The 17,042-nt window shown below is 73.2% G+C and carries 12 protein-coding genes; 11 read left to right on the top strand and 1 reads right to left on the bottom strand.

Translation table 11 applies throughout. The annotated features are described in order from the left end of the window. Positions 1-13: 13 nt before the first annotated feature. On the top strand, positions 14-1,786 hold the full coding sequence (locus WDW90_RS20610) for a glycosyltransferase family 2 protein (RefSeq protein ID WP_336489338.1): 1,773 nt from the start codon (positions 14-16) through the stop codon (positions 1,784-1,786). Between the two features lie 2 nt (positions 1,787-1,788). Next, positions 1,789-3,633, top strand: coding sequence for an HAD family hydrolase (locus tag WDW90_RS20605; RefSeq protein WP_336489337.1), 1,845 nt, complete (start codon positions 1,789-1,791; stop codon positions 3,631-3,633). Between the two features lie 86 nt (positions 3,634-3,719). Here WDW90_RS20605 and WDW90_RS20600 read toward each other — a convergent pair whose 3' ends face one another. Continuing rightward, complete coding sequence (locus WDW90_RS20600) at positions 3,720-4,121, bottom strand: DoxX family protein (RefSeq protein ID WP_336489336.1); 402 nt, start codon at positions 4,119-4,121, stop codon at positions 3,720-3,722. A 195-nt stretch (positions 4,122-4,316) separates the two neighbouring features. Here WDW90_RS20600 and WDW90_RS20595 point away from each other — a divergent pair, with 195 nt between their 5' ends. The 9 genes from WDW90_RS20595 (at position 4,317) to addA (ending at position 16,875) form a co-directional block, all read left to right on the top strand. Beyond that, positions 4,317-4,700: a DUF3307 domain-containing protein gene (locus tag WDW90_RS20595; RefSeq protein ID WP_336489335.1), complete on the top strand. Its 384-nt coding sequence runs from the start codon at positions 4,317-4,319 to the stop codon at positions 4,698-4,700. Between the two features lie 242 nt (positions 4,701-4,942). Beyond that, complete coding sequence (locus WDW90_RS20590) at positions 4,943-6,208, top strand: EAL domain-containing protein (RefSeq protein WP_336489334.1); 1,266 nt, start codon at positions 4,943-4,945, stop codon at positions 6,206-6,208. Between the two features lie 36 nt (positions 6,209-6,244). Further along, positions 6,245-6,886, top strand: a complete 642-nt coding sequence (locus WDW90_RS20585; protein WP_336489333.1) for a FecR family protein — start codon at positions 6,245-6,247, stop codon at positions 6,884-6,886. A gap of 216 nt (positions 6,887-7,102) precedes the next feature. Next, positions 7,103-8,614: a tRNA (adenosine(37)-N6)-threonylcarbamoyltransferase complex ATPase subunit type 1 TsaE gene (gene tsaE / locus WDW90_RS20580; protein ID WP_336489347.1), complete on the top strand. Its 1,512-nt coding sequence runs from the start codon at positions 7,103-7,105 to the stop codon at positions 8,612-8,614. A gap of 63 nt (positions 8,615-8,677) precedes the next feature. Next, a complete protein-coding gene (locus tag WDW90_RS20575) occupies positions 8,678-9,427 on the top strand; it encodes a nucleotidyltransferase family protein (RefSeq protein ID WP_336489332.1) in 750 nt (249 codons plus the stop codon). Positions 9,428-9,522: 95 nt separating this feature from the next. Continuing rightward, the gene (locus tag WDW90_RS20570; RefSeq protein ID WP_336489331.1) at positions 9,523-9,801 is read left to right on the top strand and encodes a hypothetical protein; all 279 of its coding nucleotides are present in this window, start codon (positions 9,523-9,525) and stop codon (positions 9,799-9,801) included. A gap of 30 nt (positions 9,802-9,831) precedes the next feature. Then, positions 9,832-10,263 carry a PIN domain-containing protein gene (locus WDW90_RS20565; protein ID WP_336489330.1) on the top strand — a complete coding sequence of 144 codons (432 nt, stop codon included), beginning with the start codon at positions 9,832-9,834 and terminating at the stop codon, positions 10,261-10,263. 22 nt (positions 10,264-10,285) lie between these two features. Next, a complete protein-coding gene (gene addB, locus WDW90_RS20560) occupies positions 10,286-13,417 on the top strand; it encodes a double-strand break repair protein AddB (protein ID WP_336489346.1) in 3,132 nt (1,043 codons plus the stop codon). Further along, positions 13,417-16,875, top strand: a complete 3,459-nt coding sequence (addA, locus tag WDW90_RS20555; RefSeq protein ID WP_336489329.1) for a double-strand break repair helicase AddA — start codon at positions 13,417-13,419, stop codon at positions 16,873-16,875. The genes addB and addA overlap by 1 nt, the downstream gene beginning before the upstream one ends. The last annotated feature ends 167 nt before the right edge of the window (positions 16,876-17,042 follow it).

Raw genomic sequence — 17,042 nt, 5'->3', positions numbered from 1 at the left:
GGGGCGGTCGATCGTGTCGCTGCTGCGTCTCGTGTCGGGCCTGCTCGGCGGGCGGAGGCCCGGCAGCGGCCTGTCCTTCCGGGCGGAGGGGGCGGGGCCGCCCCGCTACCGCTTCGAGAGGCGGGCGCGCGGCTACTGCTACCTGCCGCCGCGCCGGCCGCCGGATCTCGAGGCGAGGCTCGCGCGCCTCTCCGCCCGCCCGCTCTTCTCGATCCTGACGCCGGTCTACGCCGTCGCGCCGCGCTTCCTCGAGGCCGCCATCGCCTCGGTCACGGAGCAATGGTACCCGCACTGGGAGCTGATCCTCGTGGACGACGCGAGCCCGCGGGCCGAGACCCGCGCGGCGCTCGAGGCGATCGCGCATCCGCAGATCAAGGTTCGGTTCAGGCCCGAGAACCGGGGCATCGCCGAGACCACCAACGCGGCGCTGGCGGAGGCCGCCGGCGATTACGTCGTCTTCCTCGACCACGACGACGCGCTCACCCCCGACTGCCTCTACGAGCTCGCCCTCGGCATCGACCGGACCGGGGCCGACTTCCTCTACAGCGACGAGGACAAGATCGACCCGGACGGCCTGTTCTCGGGCCCGTTCCACAAGCCCGACTGGTCGCCCGACGCGCTGATGAGCATCATGTACACCTGCCACGTCACCTGCCTGCGCCGCAGCCTCGTCGAGGAATGCGGGGGCTTGCGCCCCGGCTTCGAGGGCGCGCAGGATTACGACCTGGCCCTGCGGGCGAGCGAGCGGGCGGCCCGCATCGCGCACGTGCCGAAGGTGCTCTACCACTGGCGCAGCCTGCCGAGCTCGATCGCCGCCGACATGGCGGCCAAGCCCTACGCGGTCGAGTCCGTGCGCCGGCTCAAGGAGGAGGCGCTCGCCCGCCGCGGCTGGCCGGGCCGGGTCGAGCCGGTGCCGGCGATGCCCGGGCAGTTCCGCGTCGCCTACCTGCCCGAGGGCGAGCCCCGGGTCTCGGTCATCATCCCGTCGAAGGACAACCACGCGGTTCTCAGGGCCTGCATCCGCTCGATCCTCGAGCGGAGCACCTACCCGAACCTGGAGATCGTCATCCTCGACAACGGCAGCAGCGAGGGGCCGACGCTCGCCTATCTCGACGAGATCGGCGCCGACCCCCGGGTCCGGATCGTGTCGGACCCGCGGCCCTTCAACTACTCAGCGCTCAACAATCTCGGCGCGCGCTTCGCCACGGGCGAGGTGCTGCTGTTCCTCAACGACGACACCGAGGCGCTCACGCCCGACTGGCTGGAGCGCCTGATCGGCTACGCCCAGCGCGACCATGTCGGCGCGGTGGGCGCCCGCCTCCACTTCCCCGACAGCACGATCCAGCATTGCGGCGTCGTGAACCTCCTCGACGGGCCCGGACACGCCTTCTACCGGCAGGACGGCGACAGGGTTGCCGATTTCGGCCGCAACCTCCTCGAATACGACTGGATCGCCGTGACCGGCGCCTGCCTCGCCATAGAGCGGCGCAAGTTCGACGCGGTCGGCGGCTTCGACGAGACGCTGCCGGTGGCCTACAACGACGTCGAGCTGTGCTTCCGCCTGGTCGAGGCCGGCTACTTCAACGTCGTCTGCCAGGAGGCGCGCCTGACCCACCACGAATCCGTGAGCCGGGGCCAGGACCGGGCGAGCCGGGACAAGCAGGAGCGGCTGGAGCGGGACCGGCGCCGGCTCTACGCGCTCCACCCGCGCTATCTCGGCCACGACCCTTTCCACAACCGCAACCTGCATCCGAACAGCGGGCTGTTCCAGGCCCTCACGGTCTGAGCATGGAGCCGCTTCCCCCGACGGCACCGCCTGCGGCGGCAGCCCCGAGCCTGCTCGACCGCCTGCGCGGTCCGATCGCGGCGGCCGAAATCGTCTCCTTCGACGTGTTCGACACCCTGTTCGTGCGCCTCGTCGCGGCGCCCGAGGACGTGTTCGACCTCGTCGGGGCGCGCTTCGGGCTGCCGGATTTCCGCCGCCGCCGGATCGCCGCGCAGGCGCGCGCCTTCCGGGTCATGCGCGAGGCGGGCCGCCGCGAGATCGACCTCGACGGGATCTACGCCTGCCTGCCCGATCTCGGCGTGCCGGCCGAGGTCCTGAAGCGGGCCGAGTGGGAGTTCGAGCTCGCGGTGCTGCGGCCGAACCCCGAGATGCACGAGGTCCTGCGCCTCGCGCAGGCGCAGGGCAAACCCTGCATCCTCACCTCGGACATGTACCTGCCGGGCGCCTTCTTCGAAGCGCTCTGCGCCCGGGCCGGCATCCGGGTCGACCGCCTCTTCATCTCCTGCGAGGCCCAGGCGACGAAGCGGGACGATGCCGCCCTGTTCCGGCTCGCCGCGCGGGACCTCGGTGTTTTGCCGACAAAAATACTTCATATCGGCGATAACCCGGCCTCCGATATCGGCCGCGGCAGCGAGGCCGGGCTCGCGACCTTCCGCTACGCGCCCGACCTCGGGCCGAGGCTCCCGACGCCGGACATCGCGCATGCGGTCGTGGCGGGCGTGGCGCGCTTCCAGGCCTACCAGCCCGGCCGCTCGCCCTGGTGGCGCTACGGCTTCGGCTGCGGCGCCCCCGCGACGTATGCCCTCATCGAGTGGCTGCGCGAGCGCACGCGCGAGGACCGGATCGACCTCCTGCTGTTCCTCTCCCGCGACGGATTCACGGCCCATCGGCTCTGGCCCGGCGACGGCGCCCCGAGCCTCTACTTCCGGTGCTCGCGCGTCCTCCTCGTCCTGGCCTCGATCACCGACCGGAATTTCGAGGCGCATATCCCCTTCCTGCTGTCGGGGGCGGCGAGCGTCGCCGACATCTTCGAGCGCATCGGCGTCGCGCTGCCCGACGAGGGCGTGCTGCGGGATCTCGGCTTCACGGCCGACACCCTCTACCGGCGCAAGCGCCACGCTGCCTTCGCGACGCTGATGCGGGCGATGCGCTGGCGCATCCTGCAGGTCTGCCGCGAGTGCCGGCGCGCCCTCCATGCCTACTGCCTCGAGGCGGGCCTGCGCGACGGCCTGCGGGTCGGCCTCGTCGATGTCGGCTGGAAGGGCAGCACCCAGGCCGCGTTCGAGGCGTTCGCCCACGCCTTCTTCGACGTGCGGGTGACGGGCTACTACCTCTGCCTGCACGCCGATGCCCGGCCCGGCCTCGACATGGCGGCGTTGATCTCTGGGCGCACGCATCGCGGGGCGGTGCGGCGCGACCTCTACGCCAACCGGGTCGTGGCCGAGCTCCTGTTCTCCGCCCCGCACGCCTCGATCACCGGCGCCCGGCTCGATCCGGACGGGCGCGTCGCCTTCACGGAGGATCCGGGCCGGGGCGCTGATCCCCGCCTGCCCGAGATCGCCGCCGAGATCGATGCCGGCATCCGGGAGGGCGTGGCAACGCTGCGGGGCCTCGTCGCCGCGCTGCCCGTGGCGCTCCCGGTCCCAGCCCTGGTAGCGCCGATGCTCCGGCTCGCCCGCGAGCCCACGGCGGAGGAGGCCGGGACGATCGGAGCGATCCACAATTTCGATAGCTGGGGGAGCAGCCGGCTCTTCAGAAGCTACGCCGCGGCGCGCGACCCGGCCGGCGCGGCGCGGGGCGATTCGTGGCCCGCCGGAATGCGGGCCCTGAAGGGCGGCCCGCCTTGAGACGACGAGCCCGCGCGGCACTTCAGCGTAGCCTCGATTCGGCCGCCCCGAAGACGTCGACCCGGATGCGGGCTGAGGCGCCCGGATCAGGCCCGGCGGCGGCCCGCATCGAGGCTGAACGCGCCCGGCCCGGCCGCCGCGAGGTAGAGGAAGACGAAGCAGAACAGGATCGCGGAGTCGCCCCCGTTCAGCGCCGGAAAGAAATTCTTCGGGGCGTGGACCATGAAGTAGGCGAAGGCCATCTCGCCGCAGAGCAGGAAGGCGACCGGCCGGGTGAACAGGCCGAGCACGATCAGCGCGCCGCCGACGAGTTCCATCACGCCGCCGATGCCGAACAGCGAGGTCAGTTCCGGGGCCGGGCCGGTGCGCGGCGGCAGGCCGAGGAGCTTCTGCGATCCGTGCGCCAGGAACAGCAGCCCGGCCATGATCCGCAGCAGGGCGAGCGCGTAGGGGGCGTAGCCGTTCAGGCGGGTGGACAGGGCAGCCATTTCGGGACCATCTCCGGGATCGTCGGGAGAGTCATCGCCGCCCGCGAAGGGGCGTCCTGTCAAGTCGGCCCGGCCGCGGGTCGTGCGGGCGCACACCCCCGCGGGCGCCGTCCGATTGCGCGCAATGCAGTTAACGAAGCGCGAACGCGTTTACTCTAGAACGCGAAGCCGTGGCGCGAGGGGAGGCGGGAAACGATGGCGCTGGTCCCTGTCTGGACGATGGCGGTGCTTGCCGGCACCATGATCGTCAAGCACTACGTCGCCGATTTCGTGCTCCAGACCGACTGGATGGCGCGCGGCAAGGAGCAGGAGCGCGGCTGGTTGCTGCCCCTCTGCGCGCACGTGGCCTGCCATGCCCTCGCGACGCTGGGCGTCGCCCTGGTGATCGCGCCGCGCCTGTGGTGGCTCGCCCTCGTCGACTTCGCGATCCATTTCTGCATCGACCGCGTCAAGAGCGTCGTGGCGCGCCGGGGCCGCTGGACGCCGGCCCAGGCCCAGTTCTGGTGGCTGCTCGGCTTCGACCAGATGCTGCATGCGCTGACCGATATCGGCCTCGTGGCGGCCTTCCTGAGCCTCTGAGGCCGTGTCCGGCCAGGTGAGGGGCGGACGTCCGGACCGAGAGACTTGGTGCCTGCGCCGCAGCAACGGCTTATCGTTTTCTAGTTGTATTCTTGATGTGAAGAGAATTTGAGCGAGCAATGCCGGCGCGCGCCCGTGTAATGTACGGGATCTTGTTGGACGGTTCTGCCTTGAGATTCATTTAACTTGCGTCTGGCATCACGGATTCGGTCGCCCGCGCGGCGACACGAGGCGCAGCCGGCATGACGCACGATCCTTACGCCCACATCACGGCTCCGGCGGGCACCATGCTGTTCGAGGAGGGCGAGCCCGGGGATTTCGCCTACCTGATCACCAGCGGGCGGATCGAGATCTTCCTGGGCCGGGGCGAGAGCCGGACCGTGCTCGCCGTGCGCGGGCCCGGCGAGATCTTCGGCGAGATGGCGATCCTCGATTCCGACCCGCGCTCGGCCTCGGCGCGGGCGCTCGAGGATTGCGTGCTCGTCCCCGTCAGCGAGGCGCAGATCCGGCACCGGCTCTCGGAGACCGACCCGGTCCTGCGACTGTGCCTCGGCGTCGTGATGGCGCGCTACCGCGAGACGGTGGCGCGCCTGACGGGCCGCGCGCCGGCCCCGAGCCCGGCTCGGGCCCCGGCCACATCCGCCTCGCCGGCGGCGCGGGCCGATTTCGACGCCGCCATCGCGGCGGTGGTGGTGGAGCGCGAGCTGCGCCGCGCCCTCGACCGCGGCGAGTTCGAGCTGTTCTTCCAGCCCATCGTCCGTCTCGGCCCCGACACGCTCGCCGGTTTCGAGGCACTGATCCGCTGGCGCCATCCCGAGCGCGGGGTCGTGGCGCCAGGCGTCTTCATCCCCGTGGCCGAGGAGAGCGGCCTCGTCGTCGAGATCACCGCTTGGGTCCTGTCCGAGGTCGGGCGCGTGCTGCCTGAGATCATGCTGGCGGGGCTGCAGAACCCCCGGGCCGCCGGGGAACCGATGTTCCTCAGCGTGAACATCTCGGGCCACGACCTGGCCAACGCCTCCTTCCCGGGCATGATCGGCGAGATGCTGCGCCGGACCGGCATCGCCCCCGAGCACCTCAAGCTCGAGATCACCGAGAGCACCCTGATGCGCGACCCCGCGAGCGCGGCCGACGCGCTCAACCTCTGCCGGGAGAGCGGCATGGGCATCGCCATCGACGATTTCGGCACCGGCTACTCGAGCCTCAGCTATCTCAGCACCCTGCCGATCACGACCCTCAAGGTCGACCGGGCCTTCGTGCGCGCCATGCTGACCGAGCCGCGCGACCGCAAGATCATCCAGACGATCCTGCGGCTCGCCGACGAGATCGGCATCCCGGTCGTGGCCGAGGGCATCGAGGAGAGCGCCGAGGCCGAGGCGCTTGCCCGGATGGGCTGCGCCTACGGCCAGGGCTACCATTTCGGCCGCCCCGCCCCCCTCGCCGAGACGCTCGCGCTGATCCGCGCCTGGAACGCCTCACAGGCGCCGGCGCGGAGCGCCTCGGCCGCCTGACCTGCCTCTTACCCGCATGCACGACGGACTCTCACCATGCCGCGGACCACTCCGTTAACCCTAACCCTGCTGGCCGCCGGTCTCGGCCTCGCGGCCGGCGCACCCGCCGCGGCAGCCCCCCAGCAGGTCGGGCGCGTCGACAAGGTCGAGCGCCAGGCGGTCGCCGTCGTCGAGGGATCGGCCCGCGACTTGGGCGCGGGCGGGCTCGTCTATTTCAGCGACATGATCCGCACGGGCGGCGAGTCGCGCCTCGAATCGCAGCTCGCCGACGGCACCAAGGTGACGCTCGGCGAGCATGCCAAGATCCTGATCGACGAGTTCGTCTACCGGCCCGGCCGCCCGGGCGGACGGCTCGGCCTCAACGTGGTGCGGGGCGCCTTCCTGTTCGTCGGCGGCAAGATCGAGGGGCCGACCGGCGGCAACGTCGCGATCAAGACCGCGGTCGGGACGCTCGGCGTGCGCGGCACCACCGTCTGGGGCGGGCAGATCGACGGCGGCTACGGGGTCCTCGTGCTCGACGGCCTGGTGACGCTGCGGACGCGCCGCGGCAGCGTCACCATGCGCAAGGGCCAGGGCACCATGGTCTATGCCGGCCGGGCTCCGCAGGCCGCCGCGCCCTGGCCCGAGGACCGCACCAAGCGGGCGGTCGCCACGATCAGCTTCGGCACCGGCCGCTGAAACCCTTAAAGCTCCGGGCGATTTTGGTTAAGGATCCTCCGCTAAGAACGGTCGCATGCGCGTTTCCCCGCGCGCGCCCCGGATGGGCGGGCTCGGGGCTCGGAGGAGCTGGCGGTGAGCGAGGACGGCCCGGAGACCCCCCGTCGGGATGCCCAGGCGGAGACGCACGCGGATCCGCACGCGCCTGAGGCGGGCCAGCCCCCGGCCTGGGAGATCGTGCTGCCCGAGGAGGGCGCGACGGAGGATCTCGGGCGCTTCCTCGCCGAGCTCCTCGTGCCTGGCGATCTCGTGGCGCTCTCGGGCGGCCTCGGCGGCGGCAAGACCACGCTCGCCCGCGCGCTGATCCGGGAGCTCGCCGGCGCGCCCGACCTCGACGTGCCGAGCCCGACCTTCACGCTGGTCCAGCCCTACGAGGACCGCCGGGGGCGCGCGATCGTGCACGCGGACCTCTACCGCCTGCGCAGCCCCGACGAGCTCGTCGAGCTCGGCTTCGACGAGATGACCGAGAGCGCCATCACCCTCGTCGAGTGGCCCGAGCGTCTGCCGCCCCGGGACGGGCCGACCCTCTCGGTCGATCTCGCGCTGCGGCCCGAATTCGGCGAGGGCTCGCGCTTCGCCCGCATCGACGGCACCGGCGGCATGCGCGCCCGCCTCGACCGGGCGCGGGCGATCCGGGCTCTCCTGGCGCGCAGCGGCTGGGACGAGGCCGAGCGCATCCCGATGCAGGGCGACGCCTCGACCCGGGCCTACGAGCGCCTGCGCCGGCCCGACGGCAGCACCGCCATCCTCGCGGTCTCGCCGCCCCGCCCCGACGGGCCGCCGGTGCGCGACGGCAAGCCCTACAGCGCCATCGTCAAGCTCGCCGAGAGCGTCCACGCCTTCGTGGCCATGGATCGGGCCTTGCGCGCCCTCGGCTTCTCGGCCCCCCGCATCTACGGCGAGGACCTCGCCCACGGCCTCCTGATTCTCGAGGATCTGGGATCCGAGCCCGTCGTCGACGCCGGCGGCGCGCGCCCCGAGCGCTATGCCGAGGCGACGCGGCTTCTCGCCAAGCTCCACGCCATGGAGCTGCCCGGCGCCCTGCCGGTGGCGCAGGGAATCGAGCACGTGCTGCCGCCCTACGACGGGGAGGCGCTGCTGTTCGAGGCCGAGCTGATGCCCGAATGGTACGCGCCCGCCATCCGCGGCGTCACCCTGTCGGAGGAGGCGCGCGCCGCGTTCGTCGCCCTCTGGGCCGAGGCCCTGCGCGGCGCCATCCCCGATCGTCCGACCTGGACGCTGCGCGACTACCACTCGCCGAACCTGATCTGGCTGCCCGAGCGCGAGGGCCTGGAGCGGGTCGGCCTCATCGACTTCCAGGACGCGGTGCTCGGCCACCCGGCCTACGACGTCGCCTCGCTGCTGCAGGATGCGCGCGTCGACACGAGCGCCGAGTTCGAGCTGCGGCTGCTCGGCCTCTACGCCCGCGAGCGGCGCGCCCGCGAGCCCGATTTCGACGTCCAGGGCTTCGCCCGCGCCTACGCGCTGCTGGCCGCGCAGCGCGCCACCAAGATCCTCGGCATCTTCGCCCGGCTCGACCGGCGCGACGGCAAGCCCGGCTACCTCGCCCATCTGCCGCGCATCGAGGGCTACCTCGCGCGCAACCTCGCGCATCCGGCGCTCGCCCGGCTCCGCCTGTGGCACGAGGAGCACCTGCCGGGCTTGGCGGCCGCAGCGCCCGAGGCTTGACCGGGCCGCCCGGGCAACGCCGCGTCACCCCCTCCCCCGACCCATCAGACCCGCGAGCCCGACATGAGCGCGCCCGAACCGACCCCGCCGGCCATCACCTGCGCCTTCATCCTCGCGGCGGGCCTCGGCAAGCGCATGCGGCCCGTGACCGCGACCGTGCCGAAGCCCCTCGTGGAGGTCGCCGGCAAGGCGCTCCTCGACCACGCCCTCGACCGGGCGGCCGAGGGCGGCATCGCGCGGGCGGTGGTCAACGTGCACTACCTCCCCGACCTGATCGAGGGCCATCTCGCCCGCCGCGCGCAGGCGCCCGAGATCTTGATCTCGGACGAGCGCGCGGCCCTCCTCGAGACGGGCGGCGGCGTCAAGAAGGCGCTCCCTCTCGTCGGCGCCGAGCCCTTCCTGGTGTTCAACTCCGATTCCTTCTGGCTCGAAGGCCCGACACCGAACCTCGCGCGCCTGATCGCCGAATGGGACCCGGCCGCGATGGACGTCCTGCTCCTCGTGGCCCCCACCGCCACCAGCCTCGGCTACGAGGGCGCCGGCGACTTCGTGATGGACCCGGACGGGCGCCTGGAGCGGCGCGGCGAGCGCGAGGTGGCGCCCTTCATCTACGCGGGCGTGGCAATCCTGAAGCCCGAGCTCTTCGCCGACACGCCCGAGAGCGCCTTCTCGCTCAACCTCCTGTTCGACCGCGCCATCGCGCGCGGGCGCCTGTTCGGCCTGCGCCTCGACGGGCAGTGGCTGCATGTCGGCACGCCCGAGGCGATCGCGGCCGCCGAGGAGCGGGTGCGCCTGAGTGCGCGGCTGCCGTGAGGCTGCGGCCTCCCGGCAATTGAGGAACGGACACGGAACAGCTACATCTGAACGCGGCCATAACGGCCGCGACGAAGGGCGCCGTGGAGGTCCGGATGAACGTCAAGGAAGCGGTGTCCCGGGCCAAGACCTATGTCGCCGAGATCTTCGACGATGAGAGCCCGAGTAATATCGGCTTGGAGGAGATCCGTTTCGACGACCGCCAGGACCTTTGGCTGATCACCGTCGGATTTTCCCGGTCTTGGAACAGGCCGAAACCCTTTACGACGGCGCTCGGCGGCGACATCGACCTGAACCGAACCTACAAGGTCGTCCATGTGAAGGATGACGACGGGAAGGTCGTCTCGCTGACCGACCGGACGGTCGAGCAGTGAATGAACGGCCGTGTCCTCATCGACACGAACTTGCTGGTGCTGTTCCTCGTCGGATCGGCATCGCCGGGCCTCGTCGGCATCCATCGGCGCACACGCGCCTACATGCCCGATGATTTCACGCTGCTCGGACGGCTCGTCGCCCGTGCAGCTCACGTAACGACACCGAACGTTCTGGCGGAGACCTCGAATCTGATCCGGCACTGCGACCGGTCCCGCCTCGGCCCGCTTATCGATGCCTTCCGGCGCTACGCCACCCTCGCGTCGGAACGCTACGTTCCGAGCGCGACGGCGGCAGCGGCTCCAGAGTTCGACCGTCTCGGCCTGAACGATGTGACCGTGCTCGCGGCACAGGAACGGGACGTGACGCTGATGACCGACGATCTCGATCTGTACCTCACCGCGGCGACGGCCGGACACAAGGTGGTCAACTTCACGCATGAACGCGAACGTCTGCTCGGCTGAATGCGAGAACGGCGCGGTGTCGATGCCGGAATCGCGCGTCTTCACGATCCCGCCCGGCGCGCCCTTCCTCCCCGCCCTGGCCAACGCGCTGATCGGGGGGCGCCTCGTCGGCGATCTCGGATCCGATCCGCTGGCGCTCGCCGGCGTGACCATCTACCTGCCGACGCGGCGCGCGGCCCGGGCGCTGGCGGCGGTGCTCGCCGAGCGGCTCGGCGAGGCCGCGCTCCTGCCGCGCATGATCCCGCTCGGCGAGGCCGACGAGGCGGAGCTCGACCTCGCCGCCAACCCGCTCCTGGAGAACGGGCCGGACGCGCTCGCCCCCTCGATGCCGCCGCTGGAGCGGCGCCTCATCCTCGCCCGCCTCGTCCAGGCCTGGGCCGAGACCGTCGACCGCAAGCTCCTGCCGCTCGACGACGACGTGCCCTTTCTGGTGCCCTCCTCGCCCTCGGACGCGGTCGGCCTCGCGGCCGACCTCGAGCGGCTCATGGACGCGCTCACCGTCGAGGGCCTGCCCTGGTCGGAGATCGGCAACGCGGTCGAGGCCGAGTACTCGCAGTATTTCGGCCTCACCCTCGATTTCGTGCGCATCGCCGCCGAGAACTGGCCCGGGATCCTGGCCGAGCGCGGCATGAGCGACCCGGTCTCGCGCGCCCGCAGGCTGGTGCTCGCCGAGGCCGGGCGGCTCGGGCGCGAGCGGCCGGCCGAGCCCGTCATCGTCGCGGGCTCGACGGGCTCGGTCCCGGCCACCGCCCGGCTGATCGCCGCGGTGGCGGGGCTGCCCCGCGGCGCCGTGGTGCTGCCGGGCCTCGATCTCGGCCTCGACGCGGCCGGCTGGGACGCGATCGAGACCGGCGCGGGTTTCTCGCGCGAGATCGCCCACGGCCACCCGCAGGCCGTGCTGCACCGGCTTCTCGGCGCGGACTGCCTCGACCTGCCGCGCGACGCGGTGGCGACGCTCGGCGCGCCCGACGCGAATGCCACCGCCCGAACCACGCTCATGTCCGAGGCCTTGCGCCCGGCCGAGACCACCGATGCCTGGGCGCGGATCGAGCCCGCGCTCCGGGCGGACATCGCGGCGCGGGGCCTCGCCGGGCTCGCGGTGGCCGAGGCCGCAGACGAGCGGGAGGAGGCGCTGATCGCCGCGATCGCGCTTCGCGAGACCCTCGAGACGCCCGGCGCCAGCGCGGCCCTCGTCACGCCGGACCGCGGCCTCGCCACCCGGGTTGCGGCCGAGCTTGCCCGCTGGGGCATCGTGGCCGAGGATTCGGCGGGCCTGGCGCTCGCCCGCAGCCCGGCCGGACGCCTTGCGCGCCTCGCGGCCGAGCTCGCCGCCGATATGCACCCGGCCCGCCTCATCACCCTGCTGGCCCACCCCCTGGTGCGCCTGGGGCTGCCGCGCTCCGACGTGGTGCGGGGGGCGGCGGCCCTCGAGATCGGCCTGCTGCGCGGCCCCGCCCCGGTCGGGGGGTTCGAGGGCCTGCGTCGCGCCCTTCGGGAGGCCCGCAGCCCGCGGGACGGCGAGCGCCGTCCCCGCGCCAAAAGGCGGCTGAAGGAGATCGACTGGGATCTGGCCGAGACCCTGGTGGGCCGGCTCGACCTCGCCTTCGCGGGCTTCCCCGATGCCGACGAGCGCGGGGTCGGCAACCTCGTCGAGATGGCGGGCCGCCACCGCGCGGTCTGCGACTGGCTGGTCGCCGGCCCGGACGGCGACGAGGAGCCGCCGGCCGACGCCTCGCTCGGCTGCCTCGACAGCCTGTTCGACGAGCTCGGCCTGGCCGAGCCCGGCCTGCTGCCCGGCCGCTTCGGCGACTACCCGGCCTTCTTCGCGGCGCTCGCCCGCGAGCGGGTGGTGCCCTGCGCGGGCGCGCCGCCGCATCCGCGCCTGCGCATCCTCGGCCTCCTCGAGGCGCGCCTCCTCAGCGTCGACCGAGTCGTGCTCGGCGGCCTCGACGAGGGCGTCTGGCCGATGAAGACGACCACCGACGCCTTCCTCAACCGGCCCATGCGCGAGCGCATCGGCCTCAACCCGCCCGAGCGCCGGATCGGCCAGAGCGCGCACGACTTCGTGCAGGCGCTCGGCACACGCGATGCCGTGATCACCCGCTCGGCCAAGCGCGAGGGCTCGCCCACCGTGCCCTCGCGCTTCCTCCAGCGGATGCGCGCCTTCGTGGGCGAGGAGGCCTGGCAGGGCGCGCTCGGGGCCGGCGCGCGCCTCGCGGCCTACGCGGCCGCCCTCGACACGGCCCCGCCGCAGCCCCGCCTGACCCGGCCGAAGCCGAAGGGGGACCCGGCCCTGTTCCCCCGAACGCTCAGCGTCACCGAGATCGAGACCCTGGTGCGCGATCCCTACGCCATCTTCGCCCGCCACGTCCTCGGCCTCGACCCGCTCGAGCCGGTGGCGGCGCTGCCGGGCGCCAGCGAGCGCGGCACCCTGATCCACCACGTCCTCGGCCGGTTCGCCCAGGACCATCCCGAGGCGCTTCCCGACCCGGCGCTGGCGGAGCAACGCCTGTTCGCGCTCGCCCTCGACGCGTTCGGGCCGATCCAGGACACCTATCCCGAACTCTACGCCGAGTGGTGGCCGCGCTACGAGCGCCTGGCGGCTGCCTATCTCCCCTGGGAGGCCGGCCGGCGGCCCGATCTCGCCCGCGTCCACCCGGAGATCTCCGGCAAGTGGGTGATCCCGATGGGATCCGAGAGCTTCACGCTGCGGGCCCGCGCCGACCGGATCGAGCGGCGGCGCGACGGCGGCGCCTGCATCGTCGACTTCAAGACCGGGGCGCCGCCGAGCAACCGCGAGGTCTATGCCGGCTTCTCGCCGCAGCTGACGCTGGAGGCCGCCATGCTGATGGCAGGCGCCTTCGAGGGCGTGCCCGCCGCGAGCGCGAGCCCGGATCTGCTCTACCTCTACGCCTCTGGCGGCCGGAAGCCGCTGACGCCGCTTTCGGTGAAACCGCCGCGCGGCGACGCCCGCCCGGTGGAGGCGATCGTCCGGGAGCACGCGGAGCGCCTGCGCGGGCTCGTCGCCCGCTTCCTCACGGGCGAGGCGGCCTACGTCTCGCGCCCCTACCCGAAATACGCCCGCGCCTACGGCGATTACGACCATCTCGCCCGCGTCCTCGAATGGTCGCTCGGCGGCGAGGGAGAGGATTGATGGCAGCTCGCGAACGCTTCGTCGTCGATGCCCTCACGGAGGCCGCCCAGCGCCGGGCCGCCGACCCGCGCGCCTCGGCCTGGGTCTCGGCCAACGCGGGAGCGGGCAAGACCAAGGTGCTCACCGACCGCGTGGTGCGCCTGCTGCTCGACGGGGCGGCGCCGGGCCGCATCCTCTGCCTCACCTTCACCAAGGCAGCCGCCGCCAACATGTCGATCCGCGTCTTCCAGCGCCTCGGCCGCTGGGTGACGCTCGACGACGCGGCGCTCGCGGCCGAGATCGAGGGGCTCACGGGCGAGCCGCCCGGCCGCCGGACCCTCGAGGCGGCGCGCCGCCTCTTCGCGCGCGCCGTCGAGACGCCAGGCGGCCTCAAGATCGAGACCCTGCACGCCCTCTGCGAGCGGCTCCTGCACATGTTCCCCTTCGAGGCGAACGTGCCGGCCCGCTTCGTCGTGCTCGACGAGAACCAGTCGCGCGAGGCCTTCGCGATCGAGACCGACAACGTGCTCGCCGACGCCGTCGCGGGCGGCCATCCCGAGCTCACGCAGGCGCACGCCATCGTGGCGCCGGAGGCCGCGGGCGACGCCCTGCGCAAGGCGATCCGGGCGGCGATCCAGGCTCGGCCGGTGCTCGGCCACCGGCGGGGCCTCGGGCCGCAATTCGAGGCGCTGTCGCGGGCGCTGGGGCTCGGCGCCGAGGAGCGGGTAGAGACGATCGAGGCGCGCATCCTCGAGCGCCTCGGCGACTGGGCCGGCGCCGTGGATGCCCTGCGCACCGGCAAATCCACCGACGAGACCCTGGCCGACGCCCTCGCGGAGGCCGCGGCGGCGCGGGAGGCCGGCGACCGGGCGGGCGCGCTCGACGCCTACCGCTCCGTCTTCTTCACCCAGAAGGACGAGCCGAAATCGGCCAAGGGCCTCGGCACCAAGGCGGTACCCGACGCCTTGCGCGAGGCGCTGCTCGCCGAGCGCGACCGGCTGGAGCCCCTGTTCGACGCCCTGCGCGCGGCCCGGGCGCAGTCCCGCACGCAGGCCCTGTTCACGCTCGCCGCCGAGATCCACCGCCGCGTCGAGGCGCAGAAGGCGCGCCTCGGGGCGCTGGACTTCGACGACCTGATCCACAAGACCCTCGACCTGCTCTCGCGGCTCGGGGCGGGCTGGGTCCTGTACAAGCTCGACCGCGGCGTCGACCACGTCCTCATCGACGAGGCACAGGACACGAACCCGCACCAGTGGGAGATCCTGCGCCGGATCACGGCCGAGTTCGCGGCCGGCGAGGGCGCGCGCAGCGTCGCCCGCACGCGCTTCGCGGTGGGCGACCCCAAGCAGTCGATCTACAGCTTCCAGGGCGCGGAGCCCCGCGAGTTCGAGGTGACCCGCCGCGCCTGGGCGAACGACGCGAGCGCGGCGGAACTCCCCTTCGCGGATGTCAGGCTCAGCCTGTCGTTCCGATCGAGCCGCGGCGTGCTGCGGGCGGTCGACGCCACCTTCGCGGTGGCCGATCACTATCGCGGCCTCTCCTTCGACGACGCGGCGACGGGCACCGTCCACTCCACCGCCCGGGGCGAGGCGCCGGGCGCGGTCGAGCTCTGGTGCATCGAGGAACCCGCCGACGAGGTCGAGCCCGATGCCTGGACGGCGCCCGTCGACGCTCCCGAGGCGAACGCCCCCGCGATCCGCACGGCGCGGCGCATCGCCCGCGCGGTCAAGGCCTGGATCACCACCGGCGACGCGCGCGGCCATCGCCGGCGCCCGGGCGAGATCCTGATCCTGGTGCGCAAGCGCGGCGCCGCCTTCGAGGAGGTGATCCGCGCGCTCAAGGGGCTCGGCGTGCCGGTGGCCGGCCAGGACCGGCTGGATGTCGCCGCCCACATCGCCGTCAACGACCTCGTGGCGGTCGGCCGTGCCGGGCTCCTGCCCGCCGACGACCTGACGCTCGCCACCGCCCTCAAGACGCCGCTCGTCGGACTGACCGACGACGACCTCGTGCGGATCACCGCCCGGCGTCCGCTTGCGGAGACGCTCGAGGACGCGCTCCACCGCCACGCCGCGGCCGAGGACCCGGCCGCGATCCGCGGCCTCGAGGCGCTGCGGGGCTGGATCGCGCTCGCGGGCGCGCAGGGCCCGTTCGGCTTCTACGCGGCCCTGCTCGGGCCGCAGGAGGGCCGCGCCCGGCTGGTGGCGCGCCTCGGCGGCGAGGCGGGCGACGCGATCGACGTGTTCCTAGCCGCCGCCGCGCAGGCCGAGCAGGGTGGCGACGCGCCCTCCCTCGGCGGCTTCCTCGCCCGCTATGCCGGCTCGGCGGGGCGCGGCGAGGGCGGCCACACGGTCAAGCGCGATCTCGAATCGGGCCGCGACGAGGTGCGGGTGATGACGGTGCACGGCGCCAAGGGCCTGGAGGCGCCTGTCGTCGTCGTCATCGACGGCTGCGAGCCCCTCGGGCGCAACGACCCGCCGCTGCTGCCGATGCGAGGGACGGAGGAGGCCGCGCTGCCGCCCGTCTGGTCGAGCGCCAAGAGCTACGATTGCGCGGCGATCGCCTCGGCCCGCGCCGACTGGCAGGCCCGCGCCCGCGAGGAGCACAACCGCCTCCTCTACGTCGCGATGACGCGGGCGGCCGACCGGCTCGTCATCGCCCCCTATCGCGGGCGCGACCGCGAGACCGAGGCGTCGTGGTGCGAGATGATTCGCCATGGCCTCACGCGCGCCTTCGGGCCCGGCGAGAGCATCGAGACGGCCTACGGCCCGGTCACGCTCTGGCCGGAGGGCGAATCCGCCTATGCCGGGCTCGACGCCGCGGACGCGCCCGCCGCCGCCGCGCCGCCGCCGGCCTGGCTGCGGGCGCCCGTGCCGCGCGAGGTCGACGCCGCGCCGCCCCTGAGTCCCTCTGGCGCGCTGCGGGCGGCGGACGGGCAGCGCGTTCCCGAGCGCCGCGACGCGGATGCCGAGGCGCGCCGGCGCGGCGTGCTGATCCACGCCCTGCTGGAGCACCTGCCACGCCTCGAGCCTGCCCGGCGGGAGGCGGCCGCCACCGCGTTCGTGCGCGCCCGGGCGCCGGGCCTGGCCGACCACACGCGAAGCGCCATCGTGGCGGCGGCCCTGCGCCTCCTCGGCGCGCCGGACCTCGCGCCCCTGTTCTCGCGCGCGGCGCGCGCCGAGGTGACGCTCTCCGGGCGCGTCGCGGTCGAGGGCGTCGAGCGCCCGGTCTTCGGACGGGTCGACCGCCTCGCGGTCGAGGGCGACACGGTGCTGATCGCCGACTTCAAGACCGGCCGCCCGCCCGCGGACGGCGCCCCCCTGCCGGAGGCCGCGGCGAGCCAGATCGCCCTCTACGCGACGCTCCTCGCCCGGATCTATCCCGGCCGCCGCGTCGTGCCGATGCTGGTCTGGACTTCGGGCCCGGTGATCCGGCGACTGAGCGAGGCGGAGGTCGCCGCGGCCCTGGCGGGGCTCGGCTGACCGCCCTGCGCGTCGCCTTGAGCGCGACGCGCCCTCTCGACCCTGTGGGACAGACGATCGGCCCGGCCGGTCGGCAGGGCTCGCCAGATCATGCTGCGTTTTGATCGCATCGGCCAAAACGCCGAAAACATGATCGCCTCAATAAGTTAGAGCCTGCTTTGAGCGAA

This window comes from Methylobacterium nigriterrae, from assembly GCF_037106235.1.
In the GTDB taxonomy this organism is placed as follows: domain Bacteria; phylum Pseudomonadota; class Alphaproteobacteria; order Rhizobiales; family Beijerinckiaceae; genus Methylobacterium; species Methylobacterium nigriterrae.
Note: the sequence above shows the minus strand (reverse complement) of the source record. Positions and strands in the feature narration are given on the sequence as shown.